Here is a 22,014-nt window from a genome sequence, read left to right on the forward strand (position 1 = left end):
GCACCGTCGCGGAAGTCGAGGCATTCCTCGCACGGGAAGGTGCCGGTGCGAGGGCCGGTAACGACCGTACTCGTTGAACCCAGAGCTCACCAGTCTTGTCACTCTCAACGGTTGTAGCCTTCCCGACCTAGAAAGGTCGGGCCCACATGGTTCCTGTCACGTCTGTGGCCGGCGCACGCGTGCGACGACAGCATTCGTGACCGCTTCGGTCGTTGACGTGCCACCGAGATCCGGCGTGAGGATGCGCTGATCAGCCAGGATGCCGACCACGGCACCTTCCACCAGCGTGGCTGCCACAGTCTCTCCCAGGAAGTCCAGCATCTGCGCGCCCGCGAGCATCGTGGCCATCGGATTGGCAATGCCACGACCAACGATGTCAGGCGCCGAGCCGTGTACAGGCTCGAACATCGAAGGAAACGTCCTGGGCGGGTTCAAGTTCGCGCTCGGCGCCAGGCCGAGGCTGCCCGTGACCGCTGCGCTCAGGTCCGTGAGGATGTCACCGAAGAGATTGGACGCCACGAGGACGTCGAAGCTCTCGGGCCTGCGTACGAGGTCCATACAAGCGGCATCCACGAGCAGCGACTCGGTACGGATGTCCGGGTACTCCCGTGCGATTTCGGCGAAGACACGATCCCAGAACGCCATACTGAAGCCTTGCGCGTTCGACTTCGTGACTGACGTGAGCAGCCGCTTCCTGTCTCGCCGCCGCACCAGCTCGAACGCGAAGCGGATGATGCGCTCGGTGCCGTGACGCGTGAACACCGCCTCCTGGACGGCCACTTCGTGCGGTCCGCCGGCATGCAGCACGCCTCCAATCTGTGCATACTCCCCTTCGGTGTTCTCGCGGACGACGACGAAGTCGATGTCGCCGGGTCGCTTCCCGGCGAGCGGGCCGCGGACGCCGGGATAGAGCCGCGCCGGCCGTACGCAGGCATACTGGTCGAACCCCCGGCGGATCGGCAGTAACAAGCCGTTCAGCGTGACGTTGTCCTGCAGGCGCGGATCGCCCACCGCACCCAAGAAGATCGCGTCGAACGACCGCAACCGATCGAGGGCATCCGCCGGCATCATGTGACCGTGCTCGACGTAGTACTCGGAGCCCCAGGGGAACAGCTCCCAGTCCAACCGTACCTGACTCCGCTCGCCCGCGGCGTCGAGCACCTGGATCGCCGCCGGAATCACTTCCCCTCCGATACCGTCCCCTGGAATTGCCGCGATTCGGTAACCCTTCATGTCTCACACTCAAGGCTCACAACTCATAACTCATAACTCATAACTCGACCCACATCACCACAGACCAACAACTTTCCACCACGCGAAGCCGAGCGGGAGCCAGATCACCAGGTGCACGAGCGAGAGCACGAATCCAATCCGCCACCACTGGCCTTGCGTGAGATAGCCCGCGCCGAACACGATGGGTGCCGGGCCAGTACCGTAGTGCGTGATGGCAGCGTTGAGGCTCGAGAAGAACCCGAGGCTCAGCGCAGCCAGGAGCGGCGGTGCACCGAGGCCAAGAGCCACCGCAAAGAATGCCGGAAACATCGCCGTCGCGTGCGCCACGAGACTGGCGAACGCATAGTGCGAGTACAGGTAGACGACGATGAGGGCCGCAAGCGCTGCCCACCATGGCCATCCGCCCACGAGACCAGCCGAGGCGGTGGCGAACGCTTTCGGCAAACCGGCCTTGCTCAACTGTCCCGCAAGCATGATGAGGCCGCCAAACCACAGCAACGCATCCCACGCGCCCTTCTCCGCAAGGACATCCTGCCAGTCGAGCACGCGTGTGAGGAGCAACGCCCCGAGGCCGAGGTATGCGACGGCGGTCGGCGACACACCGTGCCAGGCAGCGGACAGCCAGAGCACGAGCACCAGCGAGAAGACCGCCAGCATCAAGCGTTCGTTGCGTCCCATCGGCCCCATCTGGCGCAAACGCTCGGCGGCCAGCAGCTGCGCGGGCCTCGTGTCCCGTAGGGTCGGTGGGCACAAGCGGTACACGACGAGCGGCACCACGATGAGCGCCACGACGCCCGGCACCGACGCGGCAACCGCCCACATCGTCCAAGTCACCTCTGTTCCAGCGCTCTGTCGCGCGAGCTCCGCGACGAGAGGGTTTGGGGCCGTTGCGGTCAAGAACATCGCCGAGACGACGAGATCCCCCTGATAGAGCGTCTTCATCAGAAACGCGCCCATTCGGGACGCCGTCGGGCCCGGCTCCGACCCGAACGCGCGTGCGACACTCAAGGTAATGGGAAACAGGACGCCGCCAGCGCGTGCCGTGTTCGACGGCGTCACCGGCGCCATCACGAGATCGGCCAGGACGATGGAGTAGCCCAGACGGAGCGGGGTGCCGCCGAAGCGGCCAATGGCGTGGTACGCGATACGCTCCCCTAGCCGTGTTTGGGTGATTCCCCGCGCGAACAAGAACGCCGCGACAATGAGCCATACCGTGACATTGGCAAAGCCCGAGAGCGCGTCCTGGATAGAGACGAGACCGAGCAGATTCGATGCGGTCACCGAGAGGAGCACGACCGCGCCGGACGCGATTGGGCGTGTGATCAGCGCGCACACGGTGCCCGCGAACAGCGCGAGGAGCCCCCAGCTCCCCGGCGTGAACCCACTGTGCGGCAGCAGCCAGACGGCGCCGCCGACCAGAACCGGCGCCACCCAGCGCCACTGATCAATTGATCGGGTTGCTGTGAACGGCGCGGCGGGCACGGATGTTTATTGCACGAATTACACGCTGGATCAAACTCCCTCCCGAACGCGTCGCGCGACCTCCTCCAACACCGAACACCGAACGTCACACATCACGTCTGAACAAATGCCAGGCGGCCCTCTTCCTCGCCAAGCGGGAGAGCGCGCTTGCACAGCAGGCGCTCACCCAACGGCGCTTCCGCGAGCACGGTAGCGATGCGCTCGCCAGCCCGCCCGTCACCGTAGGGATTGTGCAGCCCAGCGAGACTCGCCCGGAAGGAGGGATCGGCGGCCTTCTCGAGAGCCCGGCGGATGGCCTCTGGATCCGCAGGGGCGTCAATGATGTTGCCCGCACGCTGGCGGCCCTCCTGCCGACTTCCAACGTTCACGGCTGGGACGCGCAAGGCAGGGGATTCCATGATGATGCTGCTGGAATTGCCGACGACGAGCGTCGCGAGCGCGAGGAGGCTCCAGTAGTCCACGGGATGGAGATTCACGAACAATCGTGCGCGATCATCTGTTTGGCAGAACTGGCGGATGTCCTCGATCAGCAGACGACTATGGGCGTCGGCGTTCGGAAAGCAAAAGATGAGCTGCTCCTCGACCGCTCCCAGCGCGCGCAGCACGGCGGCCGGCTCCTCGAGTGGATCCGGACGCAGCGTGACCGGATGACACGCCACCAGGAAGAATCGCTCCTCCAAGCTGATCCCCAGTCGCCGTTCGAGCGCCTGTCGCGAATGAAGCTCGCTGTGGGAGACATGGTCCAGCGAGGGCGCGCCGACACAGTGCACGCGCCACGCTTCCTCTCCCATGGCCACCACCCGGCGTCGGGCTGCGTCGGTCGGCGTGAAATGGAGATGCGACAGCTTTGTCAGGGCGTTGCGCACGGCATCGTCAATCGCCCCTTCGGTCACCTCGCCTCCTTCGATATGGGCGATGGGCACCCGTAGCGCGAGGGCCACCGCCGCCGGCGCCAGCATCTCGTACCGGTCTGCGATCAGGAGCAACATGTCGGGCCGCATCCGGCCGAGCACATCCGCGAGGCCCAGCGTGGCAACACCGATAGTCTTGGCCATGCCGACGTCGGTGTCGGAGCTGAGCAGACACTCGACGGTTTCATGGATTGAGAACCCTTCGCGTTCGATCTCACCAACGGTGAGCCCGAACTCTGGCGACAGATGCGCCGCCGCCACAATCAGGCGTGGTTCCAGCTCCGGATGCTTGGCGATGGCGCGCAGCGGCCAACACAGATGACTGAAGTCCGCGCGCGACGTGGTGAGTACAGCGATCGTTCGTTTCGTAGCGGGCACGTTTCAATCCACAGCTCTTGGCCTGCAGTGTAGCTCCCCTTGCCTCCTCCCGCACCATAGCCTCCGAGAGGCGAACCTAGACACTAGAATATGTGATGTTGACAGGACTCGCCTCCGGATCGCGCACTTCCCCGCGAGCACGGCCTACCGCTTCCCATTGGCTGATGTCCGTCACGGAGATGCGCGTCCGAACGACATGCTCGGGTCGCGCACCGACCTTTTCGAGCGCCGTGATAATGTTCTTGAGCGCAATAGCGCAGCTGCAGGCAATCCCATGACTTCTCGGTCGTGCCTCTTCGTGAGTGTGATCGTCGCTTCAACCGTCCTCCCCGTCCTCTTGAACGGCCGGCAGCCGCAAAGTGCGGCCAAGGCGCCGGGCTCGGCTCACGTGCGCCTCAGTCGGCCGGAAGCGGCCAGCCTCGCGCGTGAGGCGCGCGAGGAGGTCAAGGTCGATCTGCCGGCGGGCATCGAGCTGACGTTGTGGGCTTCCGAACAGCTGGTCAACGATCCGGTTGCCATCGACATCGATCCGGCGGGCGCGGCTTACGTCACGAGCACCGCGCGGAACAACCTGCCGCTCGACATCCGCGGTCACGAGGACTGGATGGCGACCGTCCACACGCTTCGGAGCGTTGACGATCTGCGTGCGTTCTATCGCCGGGAGATGGCGCCAGAGCGCAGTGAAGAGAACGAGTGGATTCAGGACCTGAACCTAGACGGCTCCAGAGATATCCGCGACCTCGCAGAGCTGAAGGAGCGCGTCATTCGGGTGCGGGACACGGACGATGATGGGCTCGCGGATACTGCAGACACCGTGGCCGAAGGGTTCAACGAAAGCCCGGTGTGGGACGTGCTGGGGGGCGTGCTGCACCACGAGGGCGATTTGATCGTCGGTGTGCCGCCCGGCGTGTACCGACTGCGTGATCTGAACAAGGATGGCCGTGTCGATGAGCAGATTACCATCAGCGAGGGATACAACACGCACCCGGCTTTCGGCGGCCATGGCATCTCCGGCGTCATGGTTGGCCCCGACGGCCGGCTGTACTGGGAAGTGGGCGACATGGGGCTCCACGTCGTCGACAAGACGGGCCGGCGGTGGAGCTATCCGAATCAGGGTGCCGTGCTTCGATCCGAGCTCGACGGGTCGAATTTCGAGGTGTTCGCGACGGGCATTCGCAATCTGCAGGAGTTCGCGTTCGACGAGCACGCGAATCTGATCAGCGTCGACAACGATGGCGATCATCAAGGAGAGACCGAGCGTCTCGTCTACCTCCCATACGGCTCGGACAGCGGTTGGCGCTCGAACTGGCAATACGGCAAATACACCGACCCCAGGAACAACCGCTACAACGTCTGGATGGACGAGCAGATGTTCAAGCCACGGCATGCGGGACAGAGCTCCCACATCCTGCCTCCCGTCGCCCCGTGGCACGCGGGCCCGTCCGGGATGGCCTACAACCCAGGCACGGCGCTCTCCGATGACTGGCAGCGGCATTTCTTCGTCTCGAGCTTTCCCGGCTCTGCTGACAACGCACGCGTCTACGCGTTTACGCTGAAGGAACAGGGGGCCGGTTTCGCCATGGACACCGAGAGCGTGCTGCTGCGCGGCATTCTCGTGGTCGGCATGACGATTGGCCCGGACGGCGCGCTCTACCTGACGGACTGGATTACCGGGTGGGACTCGAAGAACAACGGCCGTGTCTGGAAGCTGGACGGCTCGACCGCGGCTGCGCTCCCGATCCGCAAGGAGGTGCGGACCCTCCTCCGCGAGGATTTCGCGCGCCGAACGGCAGGCAAGGTCGGCTCACTGCTGCGACATGCCGACATGCGCGTGCGGCAGAAGGCGCAATTCGAGCTCGTGCGCCGGGGTGATGTCGCGACGTTGGTCGACACGGCTCGCGATCCGGCGCATCCGCTCGCGCGTCTCCATGGCTTGTGGGGCGTGGCTCAGCTCGCGCGACGCGAGACCAGGCACGCGTCGCACATCGTGCCCTTCCTGACCGACGACGACAGCGAAGTGCGCGCCCAGGCGGCGAGGATGCTGGGGGACGTTCGGTACGGGCCCGCCGCTGATGCGCTGATGCCATTGCTGAAGGATCCCGCACCGCGCGTGCGGTTCTTCGCCGCCGAGGCGCTCGGCCGGCTGGCTCACGAGCCGGCGATGACGCCGCTCCTCGAGATGTTGGCCGAGAACGGCGGCAGCGACGTCTACCTTCGACATGCCGGGAGCCTCGCGCTCGCTTCCGTCGGTGATGGCGACCGGCTCGGGTCACTCTCGACGCATCGGTCGCCGGCCGTGCGCACAGCCGCCGTGATCGCGCTCCGCCGGATGCGACATGCGGGCGTGGCACGGTTCCTGGCAGATGAGGACGACGCGATCGTGACGGATGCCGCGAGGGCGATCAATGACGATGGCTCGATTCCGGCGGCTGTGCCGCAGCTTGCGGCGCTCCTTGGAAAGGCGACGGTTGCCAACGAGCCGCTTCTGCGTCGGGCAATCAACGCGAACCTTCGCGTCGGCACCGCCGAGGCGGTCGAGCGGCTCGCCGCGTTTGCCGCTGAGGAGTCTCGTCTCGACGAGCTGCGCGCCGAAGCCATCGCCGCGCTCGGCGTGTGGCCATCGCCGTCACCAATGGATCGTGTCGATGGGTTCTACCTCGACGCCGTCGACGTGTCTTCGCACGCGGCCCCGACCGCTTCCTCACCCGCGGGCGCAACCGTTTCCTCACGTGCCGGTTCTGCTGCGTCGTCACCTGTAGGCCCGACCCAAGCGTCGGGCGACAGCGCTCGCAAGACGAGTGGTCTGGCCGCGGCAAGGCTCGCGGTTCAGCGGCTACTCGGGAGCGCGTCGAATGGCAGCGCCGCAGCTCAATCCACGACGGTGCGGGTTGCCATCACGGAGGCCGCGGGCCTGCTGGAGCTCGAGGCGGCATCGCCGGCACTGCTCGCGCAGCTCGAGAGCGACCCTGCGCCATCGGTGCGGCTCGCATCGCTGCAAGCGCTGCAAGCATTGAAGGTCGAGAACATGAACGAGCTGATGGACACCGCCCTGGCAGACACGGATCCGGACGTGCGCCGCGCTGCACTGGCCGTCCTGCCGGAGCTGCCCATCTCGGCGGCGGCCAAGGTGGAGCACCTTTCGGCGATTGTCCGCAGTGGTTCCATCGAGGAGCAGCAGGGTGCGCTCGAGCTGCTCGGATCGCTCAAGACGCCGGAATCGCGTCGTTTGCTCGGGTCGTATCTCGATGACTTGAGCGCTGGCACGATGGCGCCAGAGCTGCAGATCGATCTGGTGGAGGCGGTTCAGGAGGATGACTCCAAAGCGCTCGTCGGCCGCATCGATGCGTACGTGACAGCGCGCAACGCAGACACGGTGGTGGCCGGGTTCCGCGAGGGGCTCCTCGTCGGGGGCGATGCCAGGCGCGGCCGGCGGCTCTTTCTCGCCAACGCGGCGGCCGAGTGCACCCGCTGCCATGCGATCCAGGGCCGAGGCACCGATGTTGGCCCGGAGCTCACGGAAATTGGCTCCGCGCTGTCGCGCGAAGAGCTCCTCGACGCGCTCATTGCGCCCAATAGCCGCATCGCATCGGGGTTTGGGCTCGTGGGCATCACACTCGAGAGCGGCGAGCGGATCGGCGGCGTCCTGCACGAGGAGAGCGATGCGGATGTCACGATCCTGGTCGGCGATCCACCCACCGAGCGCCGCGTCTCGAAGGCCGATATTGCAGAGCGCACGGATCCGGTGTCGGCCATGCCGCCGCTCGGCTTGACCCTGGCACCCCGGGATGTCCGCGACCTCGTCGCGTTTCTCGCAACGCTCAAGTGAGCAGGCCGTCGAGACGAGCGCACGAAGCTCGCCAGGACGTCTTCGGCCACACGACCCCACCCGGTCGCGCGATCCGTTGACAAGCGGGTTTATTCCGGCTGCGCAAAGATGAGGCTCGCATTCGTGCCTCCGAAGCCGAATGAGTTCGTCATCGCATGCGCGATCGCCAGCGGCACTGCGCGCTGCGCCACCAGGTTCAGCCGGTTGTCCTCGTCTGGCTGCTCGAGGTTGATCGTCGGCGGTACGATTCGATCGCGGAGCGAGAGCACCGTGAGGCCCGCTTCGAGCGCCCCCGCGCCGCCGAGCAGATGGCCGGTCATCGACTTTGTCGAGGTCACGCGTAGCGAGCTCGTGTGCTCACCGAAGACCCGTTCGATGGCCGCGGCTTCCGCTCTGTCACCGAGCGGGGTCGATGTCGCGTGCGCATTGAGATACTGAATCTGCCGGGGTGAGAGTCCGGCGTCTTCGAGCGCCACGGTCATCACCCGGCCCACGCCTTCACCATCCTCGGGCGGCGCCGTGGGGTGGTGGGCATCAGCGTTCATGCCGTATCCGACCACCTCGGCCAGCACGCCAGCACCGCGGCGTCGCGCGTGCTCACGTTCTTCGAGCACCAGAATGCCGGCGCCTTCACCGACGACGAACCCGTCCCGCTGGACATCCCATGGGCGGCTCGCCGATTGAGGCGCATCGTTGCGCGTCGAGAGCGCTCGCATCGCAGCGAACCCCGCGATCCCGAGCGGCGTGATGCTCGCTTCGGTGCCGCCGGCGATCATCGCGTCGGCATGGTCGCCTTGAATCAGACGAAACGCGTCTCCAATCGCATGGGCGCCGGTCGTGCAGGCCGTGGCCACCGCGGAGTTCGGCCCCTTGGCGCCCAGGCGCACGGACACCTGCCCGGCGGCCAGGTTCACAATCGCCGAGAGAATGAAGAAGGGAGACACGCGATCCGGCCCGCGCTCGAGCAGCAGTCGATGCTCCCGCTCGATGACCTCGAAGCCGCCAATGCCGCTCCCGATGATCACACCGATGCGAGCCGCATTCTCGGCGCCCACGCGAAGGCCGCTCTCCGCGACGGCCATCGAGGTGGCAGCAAGCGCGAACTGGATGAACCGCCCGCACTTCTTCACTTCTTTCTTCTCGAGCCACTGCAGCGGATCGAAGGCCTCCACTTCACCGGCAAACCTGACTGCATAGCGTGAAGCGTCGAACGACGTGATCGGCCCTATACCCGATCGTCCGGCAAGAATGGCGTGCCACGTCGCCTCGGTTCCAACGCCGAGCGGCGAAACCAGCCCTACGCCTGTAACAACGACTCGTCTTTGCAACGATCGCGACTCCGGCATTAACCTGTATATACACTATTCGTGCGCTTTCCCCGTGCTGGACGCTCGAGCGACGACACACGCGCGAGGTCTCGCGTTGCGGGATCGCGCTGACCCCACCGAGGCTGAAATAGTCGCTATTTCTACCCATTTTTACCCGTCGATTGGCGGCGTTCCGCCTGTACACTTCTTGGCTAGACCGATCACAAGTGAAACGGGCACCTTTCACGGCGGCCGAGTCGCTGGTTCCTTTCCGCTTGACAGGGATCCGGCCTTGGAGGTAAAACACCGTGAACGTTTACGATCACATTTTCGCTCATCCTGTTGGAGTGATGCGGCTTGGCGGCGGTGTTGCCTGGCCGGCCGTGTAACGACGTGTGCGCAACCAATGGGGCAGCGATTCATAGGGAGAATGGGGGCGGGTCGCTCGGCGTAACCGAGACGCCGAGCTCCGGGCAGGCGCCGCCGGGAGGTTCACGTGACGAGGAAGTACCTTGTAGGACTCCACGTTGTAGTTGTCTGTCTTTGCCTCAACGGCCTAGCTCTGGCCCAACGATCTGACAGGGCAATCATTTCGGGCGTGGTGACCGACCCCGACGGCTCCGCCATTCCGGGAGCAACCGTCACGGTCCTCAATGAAGGCACAGGGGTCGAGACCGTGCTTGTGACCAACAGTGCCGGCGCGTATAGCACTCCCCCGCTGGTCCTGGGCACGTACACGGTCACGGTCGAAATCGAAGGCTTCAGGACGGCCACGACGTCCGGCATCCTGGTGCAAGGCGCCGCCGTCACCCGGCAGGACATCACGCTAGAGCTGGGCGCGATCACCGAAACCGTCGAGGTGACGGCCGGGCCCGGAGAGCTCAACGTCACCACACCGGACGTGAGCCACACGATCAACCAGAAGTATTACGAGGACCTCCCCATCATCACCGCCGCAGACGTTCGCCTTGCCGAGTCCGTGCTTCAAATCCAGCCGGGGTACGTGCCGATGACGCCGAACGGCGATCCGATGTTCCGGGGGAGTCAGTTCAACTCCCGCATCAACGGCGGCCAGACGATGGCGACGGAGAACTTCTTCGACGGAGCGGCGTTTGGCTACGCCGTCGGACACCAGCAGAGCCACGAGAGCACGCCGCCCGTGGAAGCCGTCCAGGAGGTGAACGTCATCAGCTCGACCTATTCGGCGCAGTACGGGCACACCAGCGGCGGCTTTATCGAGTACACGTCCAAGTCGGGCACCAACACGCTGCGCGGAAGCGTGTACGGATACTTTGCCGATGACCGGTTCAACGACGAGCCGGCAATCGGCGCGGGTAAGACGCCAGTCAGCAACAACAACTACGGGTTCACGTTGGGCGGGCCCTTCGTCATTCCGGGGCTGTACGACGGTCACAACAAGACCTTCTTCTTCACCAACATCGACTACACGAGGCTTCGCAGCGGCGTGCTGCCCGGGTTCACCAACACCACGCCCATCGACGCGTTCAAACAAGGCGACTTCAGCGCGATGCTGACCGGCGTGCAAACCGGCACGGACGTGTTGGGGCGGCCCATCATGGAGGGGCAAATCTTCAATCCGGCCACGACGCGCCTCGTCGACGGCATCCCGGTACGGGATCCGTATCCGGGCAACATCCTTCCCGCGGATGATCCTCTCGGGAGCCAGGTTGCCTCGCAGATTGTCCCGCTCATGGTCTCGCCCGACCGCCCAGGTCTGCAGGACAACGTGGCGGGCAACGACGCGGGCGACCAGACCTGGGAGCTGGATGCGCGGAACATCATGTTCCGCGTGGATCACAGCTTTACACCAAACTTCCGGGCGAGTCACAGCTTCTACTGGAACCACCGCCCCTCCATCCGGAACTGCGGCGGGGCCGACGGCTGTGACGTGGAGTTCGACGGCGAAACGGAATCCGGACAGAACGACGACTACGTCGGCGAGGGCTTCTTCCAACGCATTTCCACGCAGCACGCACACCAGCAGTTCGACTGGATCATCAACGACAACCTGCTCAATCACACCACCGTCGCTTACGACCGCTGGTTCATGGGAGGCAACTCCCTCTCAGCAGGTGCGGGGTGGACGCAGCGCTTCTGGGGGGAGAGCAACGGCGGCATTCTGGAGACCAACGCCGGACCGCCGCAGATGAACTTCGCTGGCAATATCCCCTACAACACCGTCGGCCTCAGTTGGCCAGACTTCGGCTTCCTGGTGAACAACCGCTGGCAGTTCTCGAACGACCTGACGTGGGTCAAGGGGCGGCATACCATCAAGACGGGCTTCGAGTACCGCCATCACGAGTTCCCGTTCCGCGGCTGGGGCGTCGGTGGCGCTGGCGGCAACTTCGACTTCAATCGCCTTGGAACCGGCACTTGGGATGCTTCCGGAAATTCCCTCACGCAGACCGGCGATCCCTTTGCATCGTTCCTGCTCGGCCAAGTGCATCAGTCCAACCAGGTCATCCGCGCCGAGCCCACCTTCTACGAGGCATACACGGCGGCCTGGATCAACGACGAGCTCAAGCTCACCGACCGGCTGACGCTGACCCTCGGGCTGCGCTTCGACTACCAGTTCGCGCGCACGGAGGGCTCCGATCAGTACTCCACTTTTGATCCGACGGTACCCAATCCTGCCGCGGGAAACACTCCGGGGGCGCTGATTTTTGCCGGAAGCGGCGAGGGTCGTGCCGGAACGCGCACCTTCGAGGATCCGCCGCTCGATGCGTGGGGCCCGCGCGTGGGCGCCGCCTATCGACTCGACGACCGGACCGCCATTCGCGGAGGTTATGGGATTTACTACGCCGGCGTCGCCTTCGACCAGTTCGTCGGACAACCCACGCTCGGGTTCCAGGAGAACGCGCTGGCCTCGAACACCACCGCCGGCCGCGAGGCAGTGTTCCATCTGGATGAAGGGTTCCCAGAAGATGAGGTGACGGAGCCACCGTTCATCGATCCAGCCTTTTCCAACGACGCGAACGTGCTTGCTGTCACGCCGGACGGGCTGACCCTACCGCGCTTCCAGAACTGGTCACTGTCGGTTCAGCGGCAGCTCACCAACAACATGATGTTGGACGTTTCGTATATCGGCAACCGCGGGACCCGCTTGAACCATCACTGGCGGACGCTCGGGGTGGATGGCAACATGAACGATCCGTCGGTGCTGAGCTTGGGGTCGGCGGTTCTGGGCGCCGACATCAACTCGGACACGGCGCGCGACGCGGGGATCAGTCCGCCCTATCCTGGCTTCACCGGGACCGTGGCGCAGGCGCTGCGGCGTTATCCCCAGTACCAGGAAGTCCAGTGGCGCGGCGTCCCCACCGGAGAGAGTCAGTACCATGCCCTGGAGCTCGTCCTGAACCAGCGTCTCTCTCAAGGCCTCCAGTTCCGCGTGGGATACACCTATTCCAGGCTGGAGAACAACGGCGCGGAGAGTGCCCAGGGGAACAACGGCGCCAACGCAGGCATTCAGAATCCCGCTGATACGCTTCCGCGGATCCGGAGCGCTGATGATGTGCCGCATATCTTCCTGACGGGCTTCACGTGGGAGGTGCCTGGCGGCGAACGCTGGCAGTCGGGTCTCGCCAGGGCACTTCTGGGGGGCTGGAATGTGAGCGGGACGTTCCGCTACGAAAGTGGGCGGCCGCTTCTGATCACCATGGCCAACGATCTCGGGCCCTTCCTCTTCACCGACCAGAAGCGGCCCAATCGCGTGGCTGGTGTCGACGGCGTGGCGGCAAGCGGTGGCTTCGATCCAGACACCGACAACTACTTCAACAGGGACGCGTGGGAAGATCCAGGTCCGCTTCAGTTCGGCAACGCGCCTGAACGCGACGGGACGGTGAGAGGATTCACCAACTTCAGTGAAGACATCAGTTTCTTCAAGGAGTTCCGGCTGCGCAACCCGGGAACATTACGGTTCCAAGCCCAGATCGGTAATCTGTTCAACCGGACGTTGTGGTGCAATCCGAACACGGACTGGAGCTCAGGTGCCTTCGGTCAGGTCATTGCGCAGTGCAACCAGCCGCGGTCGGTTCAGCTCGCTGTCAGGTACGATTTCTAGGTAGGGCCGCCTCGCCGAGGCGGCCGTGACGGCGCGCCCGGCGAGCGCGCCCTACCTCAATCACGAAGGACACGAAGGGCACGAAGAAGACTGTTGTTTTCTTCGTGATCTTCGTGTCCTTCGTGGTTTAACGTGATCTTGGTGCTCTTCGTGGTGAGATCCTTCGTGGTGAGGACCAGCGTGGTGGGCCTAGTGCTGTCCTTCGTGGTTGCCTCCATCGCAAGCGCGGACTCGCGCGAGGCCCTGCAAAAGGCGGCATGGCTCGCCCAAGAGGGTCGGCTAGACGAGGCGGAGCAGCAGGCGCGGCTGGCGCTCGCCGATCCAGAGACGAGCGCCGCCGCCTACTCCGTGCTCGGTGCGATTCGGTTTCAACAGAAGCGACTCGACGAAAGCGCCGACTTCCTCCAGAAAGCCATCGAGCTCGAGCCCCGCCTGGCGGGTGCGCATCTCAGCCTTGCGCAGGTCTACACCGTTCAAGGCAAGCCAGAGCTGACGCTCGGGCTGTTCGAGCGGGTTTTGGAGCTGGATCCCTCGAATGCGACCGCGAGGCTTGCGCTGGCGGTCTCGGCGACGGAGAACGGCGACTACGAGCGCTCGTTGAAGCTGGCCGCGCCCGTGCTGCCAGCCCTCAAACAATCGCCCGACGGTCTGCTCCTCCTCGCCACCAACTACTTGAAGACGGGGAATCAGACCGCCGCAAGGGAGCTATTGGAGGATTGGGCGCGTCTTGCCAACGTTCCTCAAGAGTTGTCCATCAAGCTCGGTCTACTGCTCGTACAAGAGGGCCTCGTCTCTGAATCCATCACGACCCTCGAGCGCGCCAGCGAGGCTGGCCCATCGTCGTACGAGCTGGCGTTCAATCTCGCTGGCGCGTACCTGCTCAACAAGGAGCCTGCGCGAGCGTTGGAGGCCTACGACAAGGCACTCGAGCTGAGGCCCGATTCGCTGGCTGCGCTGCAGCAGGCAGCCAGCATCGCAGAGCGGCAGGGCGAGCTGGAACGCTCGCTTTCCTACTGGATTCGAGCCAGGAAGGTCAAGCCAGACAATCCTGAGATTCTGCTCGGCTTTGGTCGCGTCTGTCTGAAGATGGACCTGCTGGAGGACGCCGAGCCGGCGTTGGACAAGGCGGCACGCCTGAAGCCAGACGAGGCGGCATATCAGTACACGCTTGCCGCCGCGAAGGTTGGCAAGAAGCAGTTCGAGGCAGCCCAAGGCTTGCTCGAGCGCCTTGTCGAGAAGCAGCCAGACGACCCGCAGGTTCAGTATGGGCTGGGATCGGTCCTGTATATCCGGGGTCGTCTAGACGAGGCCGCCGAGCACTTGCGCGAGAGCATTCGGTTGCAGCCAAAACAGCTCGCGTCCTACCATTACCTTGCGCTCGTCGACAGAGACCAAGGCCGCGATAGCGAGGCCATCGAGACCTTCGAGAGACTGCTCCAGCGCTATCCCGATCACGGGCCATCCCGCGAGGTCTTGGGGGAGCTCCTCATGGGTGCCCGCCGGTACCGCGAGGCCGAGATCAACCTGCGGCGAGCGGTCGGTCTCGATCCGAAGTCCGTGAAGGCCAACTACCAGTTGGGTCTGCTCCTGGCGCGGATGGGTAGGAAGGAAGAGGCGAACGAGCAGCTCGAGCTGGCGAAGTCTCTCCGCAAGGAAGACCAAGCCACGTCGCGCTTGCAGCTTCGCATCTTGGACCCCGATCGATGAAGGATTACGAAACGGCACCATCACGACCATCCTCTGTCCGCTGCTGGCCACTCGCCGCATCGGTCGTGATGTTCCTCGTGCTGGGCTTGGCGGTGCCTGCCGTGGCACAAGAGGCAGCGCCCGCTGACGCAGAAAAGGCGGGCAAGAAGGCTGTGTCCGTAAGCGAGCTGGAAGCCGCGATCAAGCGCGATCCGAATGACGCCAAGCTCTACGTCGCCCTCGGGCTCGTGTATTGGAACCGCGATGACTATGCGCGCGCCGTGAAGACGTTCCAGCAGGCCGTCAAAGTGGACCCAGACTCTGCGGAGGCACACAACTGGCTTGGGGTTGCCCTCTTGGAGAAAGCGGATCTGCCCCGTGGCATTGCGGAGCTCCGAAAAGCGATCGCCTTGGATCCGAAGCATGGGCGGGCCTACAGCAACCTGGGCACAGCGCTGGCCAAGAGCGGCAAGGCTGATGAAGCCGTAGAGATTTTTCAGAAAGCGCTCGCATTGGAGCCGAATAGCTTGGCTGCGCATCTGAACTTGGGCATGGCCCTGCGCGACACGGGGGATCTCGAAGGCGCGCTGAAGCATCTGCGGCATGTCGCCGACGCCGACGCGAACAACGCCGGCAGTCACTACGAGCTCGCGCAGACGCTGCGCCAGAGTGGTGATCTCGCAGGCGCCATCGCATCGTTCGAGAAGGCGATCGAGATCGAGCCGGAGCTGCGCGAAGGCTACTATGGGCTGGGCGTTGCCTTGAAGCAGCAGAACGCTGCCATGCGAGAGCCGCGTCCCTCGGTGACGAGCGCTGCAGACGATGTGTACAAGGAGGCGGAGACAGCGGCGGGGCGCGGTGATCTGAGCGCGGCGCGCGAGCAGCTGACCAAGGCGCTCGACCTAGACGAGGAGCACGCGGAAGCGCGCAACCTGCTGGGCTACATTCTCGGCCAGCAGGGGGATCTGGATGACGCAATCACGCACTTGGAAAAGGCGGTTGCGCTCCGGCCCAAGTTTGGCGACGCGCACTACAATCTGGGCGTGGCGCTGTGGTACAGCGCCTCCAGAGAGAGGGCCCTGAGCGAGCTCCAGAAAAGCGTCGAGCTCAATCCCGCCGCCGGCGCGAGCCACGCCTTTCTCGGAACGGTACTCCGCGAAACGGGTGATTTTGCGGCTGCGCGAGCGAGCCTGCAGCGCGCCATCGCCCTATTGCCGCCGACCGCCGCCATCTACGTCGACCTCGGTATCACATATCTGGGCGCAGGTGAGCTCGAGAAGGCGCTGGGACAGCTTCACGCCGGCCTGAATCTCCCGTCCCCAGCGCGTCCCACGCCCGACTGGGAACGTGCCATCGCCGGCCTTCGCCAAGCGCTCGTCGACAACCCGAAACAGGCGGAGGCACACAACGTCCTGGGGCTTCTGCTCGGCCAAGCCGGAGCTGGCAGCAACGACGTGGCGGCGGCGTTCCGCGAAGCCATCCGACTGCGTCCGGACTTCGCGGAAGCGCACAACAACCTGGGGCTCGTGCTGATCCAATCGGGCGACGACAATGCCGGCATCGCAGCGCTCCGTGAGGCGGTGCGGATCAGCCCGAATTACGCGGAGGCGCGCACCAACCTGGGCGCAGCGCTCACACCGACCGACGCTGAACAGGCCATCGGCGAGCTGGAGAAGGCGGTGGCGCTGGCGCCCAACTCGGTCAAGGCGCGTTTCAATCTTGCGACGGCATACGGTGCCAGTCCTACGCGTGGCCCTGCGAAAGAGATCGAGCAGTTGCAGAAGGCCATCGCGCTCGACCCGAAGTTCGCTCGCGCCCATGTGGCCCTGGGCAAAGCGCTGCTCCGGGACGGCAAGGTCACCGAAGCACTCGAGACGCTCGAGGAAGCGAGTCGGCTGGAGCCAGAGAATGGCGAAGCCCACTATCAACGTGGCCTGGCCCTGGCGCGGGCGGGACGTAAGGAGGAAGCGACGGCGGCGCTCGAGAAGGGCCGCAAGCTGGTCGCCGCTGACAATCGCAGCCAGACTGCAAATTTGGACATCGCCGAGGGCCGCGCTGCGTTGGAACAGGGCGATCTGGAGCAAGCGGCGGCTACGTTCCGTCGAGCGATCCGACTCCAACCCAAGTCTTCCGAAGCGCAGCGCTATCTCGGAGCCGTGTTGGAGAAGCAAGGCAACACCGAAGAGGCTTCCGCCGCGTACCGGAAAGCCCTAGAGCTCAATCCTGCCGACCTGTCTGCAAAGGAGCGCCTCGAAAGCTTGACGAGCACGGTCGCCGACGCCACCACCGGTCCGGACGCCTCGGCAAGGCGTTCCTACCCGGACGACCCCAAGCGGATGTCGGAGCTCGAAGGCTACATTCGCGAAGGGAAGTACGAGGAGGTCGCGCCGTTGCTGGCCGAGTACGTGAAGGAACGCCCGAAGTCTTCCTGGGGGTGGTATGCGCTCGGCTACAGCCTCTTCGCCCAGCAGAAGATCGGTGCATCCATCAAGGCGTTGGCGCAGTCGCTCGAGCTCGATGTCGAGAACGCAGAGGCGCACAAGATCCTCGGCCGCAATCTGATGATCATCGGGAGATTCGAAGAGGCGCGTGTCGAGTTCGAGCAGGGCATCCGCTACGCACCAGACTCCGCCGAGCTGCACTACAACCTTGGCAAGCTGTTCTCGATTCAGGATAACTGGGAGCCTGCGCGAAAAGCATTCGAGGCGGCCGTTCGAATGGATCCATCGTACGTCGAGGCGCTGGATGGCCTCGGGTTCGCGTTGGAAGCGTTGGGAGACGAGGCAGTCGCGGTCACAACCTATGAAAAGGCCATCGCGCTGAGCGAGGGACAAGGTGGCAGCTTCACCTCGGCCCACGTGAACCTGAGCGCCCACTACAACCGGACCGGCAATCCGACAAAGGCGCTCGAATACGCCCGGCGGGCGCTGGAAATCGACCCCAAGTCTCATCCGGCATGGTTTCAAAAGGCGAAGGCAGACGAGCGGGAGAAGCGACTAGACGAGGCGGTCGAGTCGCTGAACCGAGCCATTTCCCTCAATCCGCGAGCGTCCTCTTACTATTACGTTCTGGCGGGTGTCTATCGCCGCCTCGGCAAGATGGACGAAAGCCAGAAGGCGCTGGAGTCGTTCAAGCGCCTCAGCCAAGAGACGGCCAAGCTGGAAAAAATGCGGCGCAGCGCCGACGATGCCGAGGCACGGCCGCGGCCGCCGGGGGGCCAGCGTTGAGTCGCCGTTTCAGCGGCGCCCCATCGCGTCGGCGCTTCCTGCAGATCCTGGGCTCGGCCGCGGCGCTCATGCCCGGACTGGGAGTACGCCATAGTCTCGCCGGTCCGCGTTCGCGCTTCGCGCTTCCGCCTCCGCCCTTCGGGCTTCGCCGGACACGTCGGCGAGACGAGGGCGGTGTCCTGTTCACGGACGTCACGGCCGCGGCTGGCCTGTCGCACGCGGTGAACGTTTCCGGCAGCCCAGACGACAAGCAGTTCCTGCTGGAGGAAATGGGCTGTGGCGCGGCGTTCTTCGACTACGACCATGATGGCTGGCTCGACATCTTTCTCGTGAACGGAAGCAGCCTCGACCCGAAGGTGCGGGACAGCAAGCCTACCAGTTACCTGTTTCACAATAACCGCGACGGCACCTTCACCGACGTCACAGAAAGGGCCGGCTTCACGCACTCGGGCTGGGGCCAGGGGTGTTGCGTCGGCGATTACGACAACGACGGCTTCGACGATCTGTTCGTCTCGTACTGGGGGCACAATGTGCTCTACCACAACAACGGCGACGGCACGTTTACGGACGTCTCCGAAAAGGCCGGGGTCGCGGGATCGGGAGACCGTTGGGGCGCAGGCTGCTGCTTCCTGGATTACGACCGTGACGGTCATCTGGACTTGTTCGTCGCCAACTACGTGAACTTCGACCCGGCGAAGGCGCCCCGGCCGGGCGAGTCGGCCTACTGTAACTACAATGACATTCCGGTTCCCTGCGGGCCGCTCGGATTTGCCGGCGGGACGAACATCCTCTATCGCAACCGCGGGGATGGCACGTTCGTCGACGTCTCGGAAGCCTCTGGCATCGCGCATCCACGCGGGCCCTCCTCCATGGTGTTCGTTCCGAGCAACTGGCGGCCGACCGGCTCTTACGGAATGGGAGCCGCAGCGGCGGACTTCGACAACGACGGATGGCCAGACATCTACGTGGCCTGCGACAGCGCGCCCAGCCTGCTGTATCGCAACAATCATGACAGCACGTTCCGCGAGATTGCGGTGCCTGCCGGCTGCGCGCTCGATGAGCACGGCGTCGCGCTGTCTGGCATGGGCGTGGGCGTGGCCGACTACGACGGTGACGGCTGGCTGGATATCGTGCGGACGAACTTCTCCGAGCAGGTAACCACGCTGTATCGAAACTACGGGGACGCGTTCGAGGATGCCAGCATCCGGGCCGGCCTCGGCGTCAATCAACAGTACCTTGGCTTCGGCGTGGACTTCTTCGACTTCGACAACGACGGTTGGAAGGACATCTTCGTCGCCAATGGCCACGTGTACGCGCAGCTCGCCGATCGCAAGCTGCACATCACGTACCGGCAGCCGAAGGTGCTCTACCGCAATCTGGGCGACGGCCGCTTCCGTGACGTGTCCGCGAGCGCTGGCGCGGCAATCCGCGCAGCCAACCTCGGTCGCGGTTGTGCGTTCGGCGATTTCGGCAACGACGGCGACCTGGACGTGATCGTGAACAACCTGGATGGACCGCCGACGCTGCTGCGCAACGACGGCGGGAACGAGAACCATTGGATCTCGATCAAATGCGTCGGTACCCGCTCGAATCGCTCGGCCATCGGCGCGCGCGTGAAGGTCACCAGCGGCGAGCGGAGCCAGATCGCCGAAGTCATGAGCGGTTCGAGCTACTATTCACAGAATGACCTTCGTCTCCACTTCGGGCTGGGCCGTGCGAGCAAAGCGGATCTGGTGGAGATCAGCTGGCCGTCCGGTGAGAAGGAAACGCTCAAGGATCTGCCCGGGAATCGGAGGCTCACCATCCGGGAGACCAAGGGGATCATTGGGTAGGGCGCCCCGGGTAGGGCGCCCCGGGTAGGGCCCGCCTCGCCGAGGCGGCCGTTGGAGAAACCGCGACCACGGCGCGTTCGCGCCTTCGCGCTCCGCGCTACGGCGGACAGGTCGGCGAATGCGCCCTACCTTCGTGCGGACCATTGGAGACAGCTAGATGCGGGCGTGGGCGTTGGCGTGTGGGTTGATCTTGATTCTCGCCGAGGGCACCTTGGGTGGAGACGCGCCGCCGGGCGGTTCGCTGCACGGCGCGCTCGGCGAGCGCGCCCTACCTTTGCCGGATATTCAGTTCACCGACGTCACGCAGAAGCTCGGCATCGACTTCACCCACGAGAGCTCGGCCACGTCGAACAAGTACCTCATCGAGACCATGGGCGGCGGTGTGGCGCTGCTGGATTACGACAATGATGGCCGTCTGGACGTCTTCTTCACGAACGGCGCGAGGATCGACGACGCACAGCCGCCCGGCAAGCGCCCCGACAAAGCGGACCGGCAATTCTGGAACCGGCTGTACCATCAAAACGAGGATGGCACCTTTACCGATGAGTCGCAGAGCGCCGGTCTCACCGGCATGCCGCAGGGCTACTACGGTATGGGCGTCGCCGTGGGCGATTACGACAACGACGGCTTCCAAGATCTCTACATCACCAATTACGACGGCAACACCCTCTACCGCAACGACGGCGATGGCACCTTCACCGATGTCACCAAGCGCGCCGGCGTTGCCGCCAGCGGGTGGAGCGCGAGCGCCGGATTCTTCGATTACGACAACGACGGGGCGCTCGATCTTTTTGTGACGCGCTACGTGGATTGGACGTTCCAGAACAACGGCTACTGCGGCGAAAAGAAGCAGGGATACCGCGCCTACTGTCATCCCGACAACTACGAGGGTGTCAGCAACATCCTGTATCACAACAACGGCGATGGCACCTTTGCAGACGTCTCCTCGAAGGCCGGGATTGCGGACGCCATCGGCAAGGGCCTCGGCGTCTCGTTCGCCGACTACAACAATGACGGCTTCGTGGATATATACGTGGCCAACGACTCCGTGCAGTCGTTTCTCTTCGAGAACAACGGCGACGGCACGTTCACGGAAATCGGCTTGCTGGCAGGAGTGGGCTTCAATGAGGAGGGGCGAACGTTCGCCGGGATGGGTGTGGACTCTGCCGACTACGACAACGACGGTCATCCAGACATCTTCGTCACGGATCTGTCGAACGAGCGCTACCGGCTGTTCCGCCACAATGGAGACGGCAGCTTCCGGGATGTCACGCACACGACCGGCGTCGGCGGCGCCACGCAGCTCTTCTCGGGCTGGAGCACGCGCTTTTTCGACTATGACAACGATGGCTGGAAGGATATCTTCGTGGCGCAGTCACACGTGATGGATACAATCGAGAAGACTTCACCCAATCTGAGATACCTGCAGCCGCCGCTGTTGCTCCGCAATGAGTCCGGACGCTTCGTCAGGGTGGAGCCCGGCAAGGTCTTTCAACAAGACTGGGCTGGTCGCGGCGCCGCCTTCGGCGACCTGGACAATGACGGGGACATCGACGTGGTGGTCGGCAACGTGGGCCAAAGGGCGTTCGTGCTCAGGAATGACGGCGGGAATCGCCGGCACTGGCTCGAGATCCGAACGGTTGGCAAGAAGTCCAACCGCGATGGGATCGGATGCCGGGTGACGGTGGTATCCGCATCTGGGTTGACTCAGCACTTCACCATCAAGACGGCGGTCGGGTACCTCTCGGCCAGCGACAAGCGGCTCCTGGTCGGCCTCGGCAACGATGCCACGGCCAAGCGCGTCGAGATCCGCTGGCCGTCTGGCATCGTCCAGACATTCGACGATGTCGAGGCCGGACGAACCTTGGTCGCAACCGAGCCGGCGGGTTCGACAGCCTCCGGGCAAGACCGAGAGCACGGCGCATTCGGCGAACGCGCCCTACCGTAGACAACGGTAGGCCGCCTCGCCCGCAGGCGATGGTAGGGCCGTCCTCACCGAGGCGGCCGGTAACTCAAAACTCACGACTCACAACTCACAACTCACAACGCTC

The 22,014-nt window shown here is 64.4% G+C and carries 10 protein-coding genes; 6 read left to right on the top strand and 4 right to left on the bottom strand.

All coding sequences use genetic code 11. The features are described 5' to 3' along the window. Nucleotides 1–156 precede the first annotated feature (156 nt). The 3 genes from GEV06_20550 to neuC all read right to left on the bottom strand — a co-directional run bounded on the left by GEV06_20550 (nucleotide 157) and on the right by neuC (nucleotide 4,004). Nucleotides 157–1,233, bottom strand: a complete 1,077-nt coding sequence (locus GEV06_20550; protein ID MPZ20282.1) for a tartrate dehydrogenase — start codon at nucleotides 1,231–1,233, stop codon at nucleotides 157–159. Nucleotides 1,234–1,287: 54 nt separating this feature from the next. Beyond that, entirely contained in the window at nucleotides 1,288–2,682 is a 1,395-nt protein-coding gene (locus tag GEV06_20555) for a DASS family sodium-coupled anion symporter (GenBank protein MPZ20283.1), read from the bottom strand. 125 nt (nucleotides 2,683–2,807) lie between these two features. After that, nucleotides 2,808–4,004 (bottom strand): UDP-N-acetylglucosamine 2-epimerase (hydrolyzing), encoded by a 1,197-nt coding sequence (gene neuC, locus GEV06_20560; GenBank protein MPZ20284.1) that lies wholly within the window; start codon nucleotides 4,002–4,004, stop codon nucleotides 2,808–2,810. A 196-nt stretch (nucleotides 4,005–4,200) separates the two neighbouring features. On the opposite strand from neuC, the gene GEV06_20565 reads away from it, so the two are divergent. Next, nucleotides 4,201–7,830 carry a c-type cytochrome gene (locus tag GEV06_20565; protein ID MPZ20285.1) on the top strand — a complete coding sequence of 1,210 codons (3,630 nt, stop codon included), beginning with the start codon at nucleotides 4,201–4,203 and terminating at the stop codon, nucleotides 7,828–7,830. Nucleotides 7,831–7,919: 89 nt separating this feature from the next. Here the strand turns inward: GEV06_20565 and fabF are convergent, their stop codons facing one another. Beyond that, on the bottom strand, nucleotides 7,920–9,176 hold the full coding sequence (gene fabF / locus GEV06_20570) for a beta-ketoacyl-ACP synthase II (protein MPZ20286.1): 1,257 nt from the start codon (nucleotides 9,174–9,176) through the stop codon (nucleotides 7,920–7,922). 457 nt (nucleotides 9,177–9,633) lie between these two features. Between fabF and GEV06_20575 the strand changes: the two genes are divergently transcribed. The 5 genes from GEV06_20575 (at nucleotide 9,634) to GEV06_20595 (ending at nucleotide 21,911) form a co-directional block, all read left to right on the top strand. After that, nucleotides 9,634–13,218 carry a hypothetical protein gene (locus GEV06_20575; GenBank protein ID MPZ20287.1) on the top strand — a complete coding sequence of 1,195 codons (3,585 nt, stop codon included), beginning with the start codon at nucleotides 9,634–9,636 and terminating at the stop codon, nucleotides 13,216–13,218. A 132-nt stretch (nucleotides 13,219–13,350) separates the two neighbouring features. After that, complete coding sequence (locus GEV06_20580; GenBank protein MPZ20288.1) at nucleotides 13,351–14,925, top strand: tetratricopeptide repeat protein; 1,575 nt, start codon at nucleotides 13,351–13,353, stop codon at nucleotides 14,923–14,925. Next, nucleotides 14,922–18,131: a tetratricopeptide repeat protein gene (locus GEV06_20585; protein ID MPZ20289.1), complete on the top strand. Its 3,210-nt coding sequence runs from the start codon at nucleotides 14,922–14,924 to the stop codon at nucleotides 18,129–18,131. Before GEV06_20580 ends, GEV06_20585 begins: the two co-directional genes overlap by 4 nt. Nucleotides 18,132–18,199: 68 nt before the next feature. Then, nucleotides 18,200–19,963, top strand: coding sequence for a CRTAC1 family protein (locus tag GEV06_20590; GenBank protein MPZ20290.1), 1,764 nt, complete (start codon nucleotides 18,200–18,202; stop codon nucleotides 19,961–19,963). A 370-nt stretch (nucleotides 19,964–20,333) separates the two neighbouring features. After that, nucleotides 20,334–21,911, top strand: a complete 1,578-nt coding sequence (locus GEV06_20595) for a CRTAC1 family protein (protein ID MPZ20291.1) — start codon at nucleotides 20,334–20,336, stop codon at nucleotides 21,909–21,911. Nucleotides 21,912–22,014: the final 103 nt, after the last annotated feature.

This window comes from Luteitalea sp. (assembly GCA_009377605.1).
Lineage (GTDB): Bacteria > Acidobacteriota > Vicinamibacteria > Vicinamibacterales > Vicinamibacteraceae > WHTT01.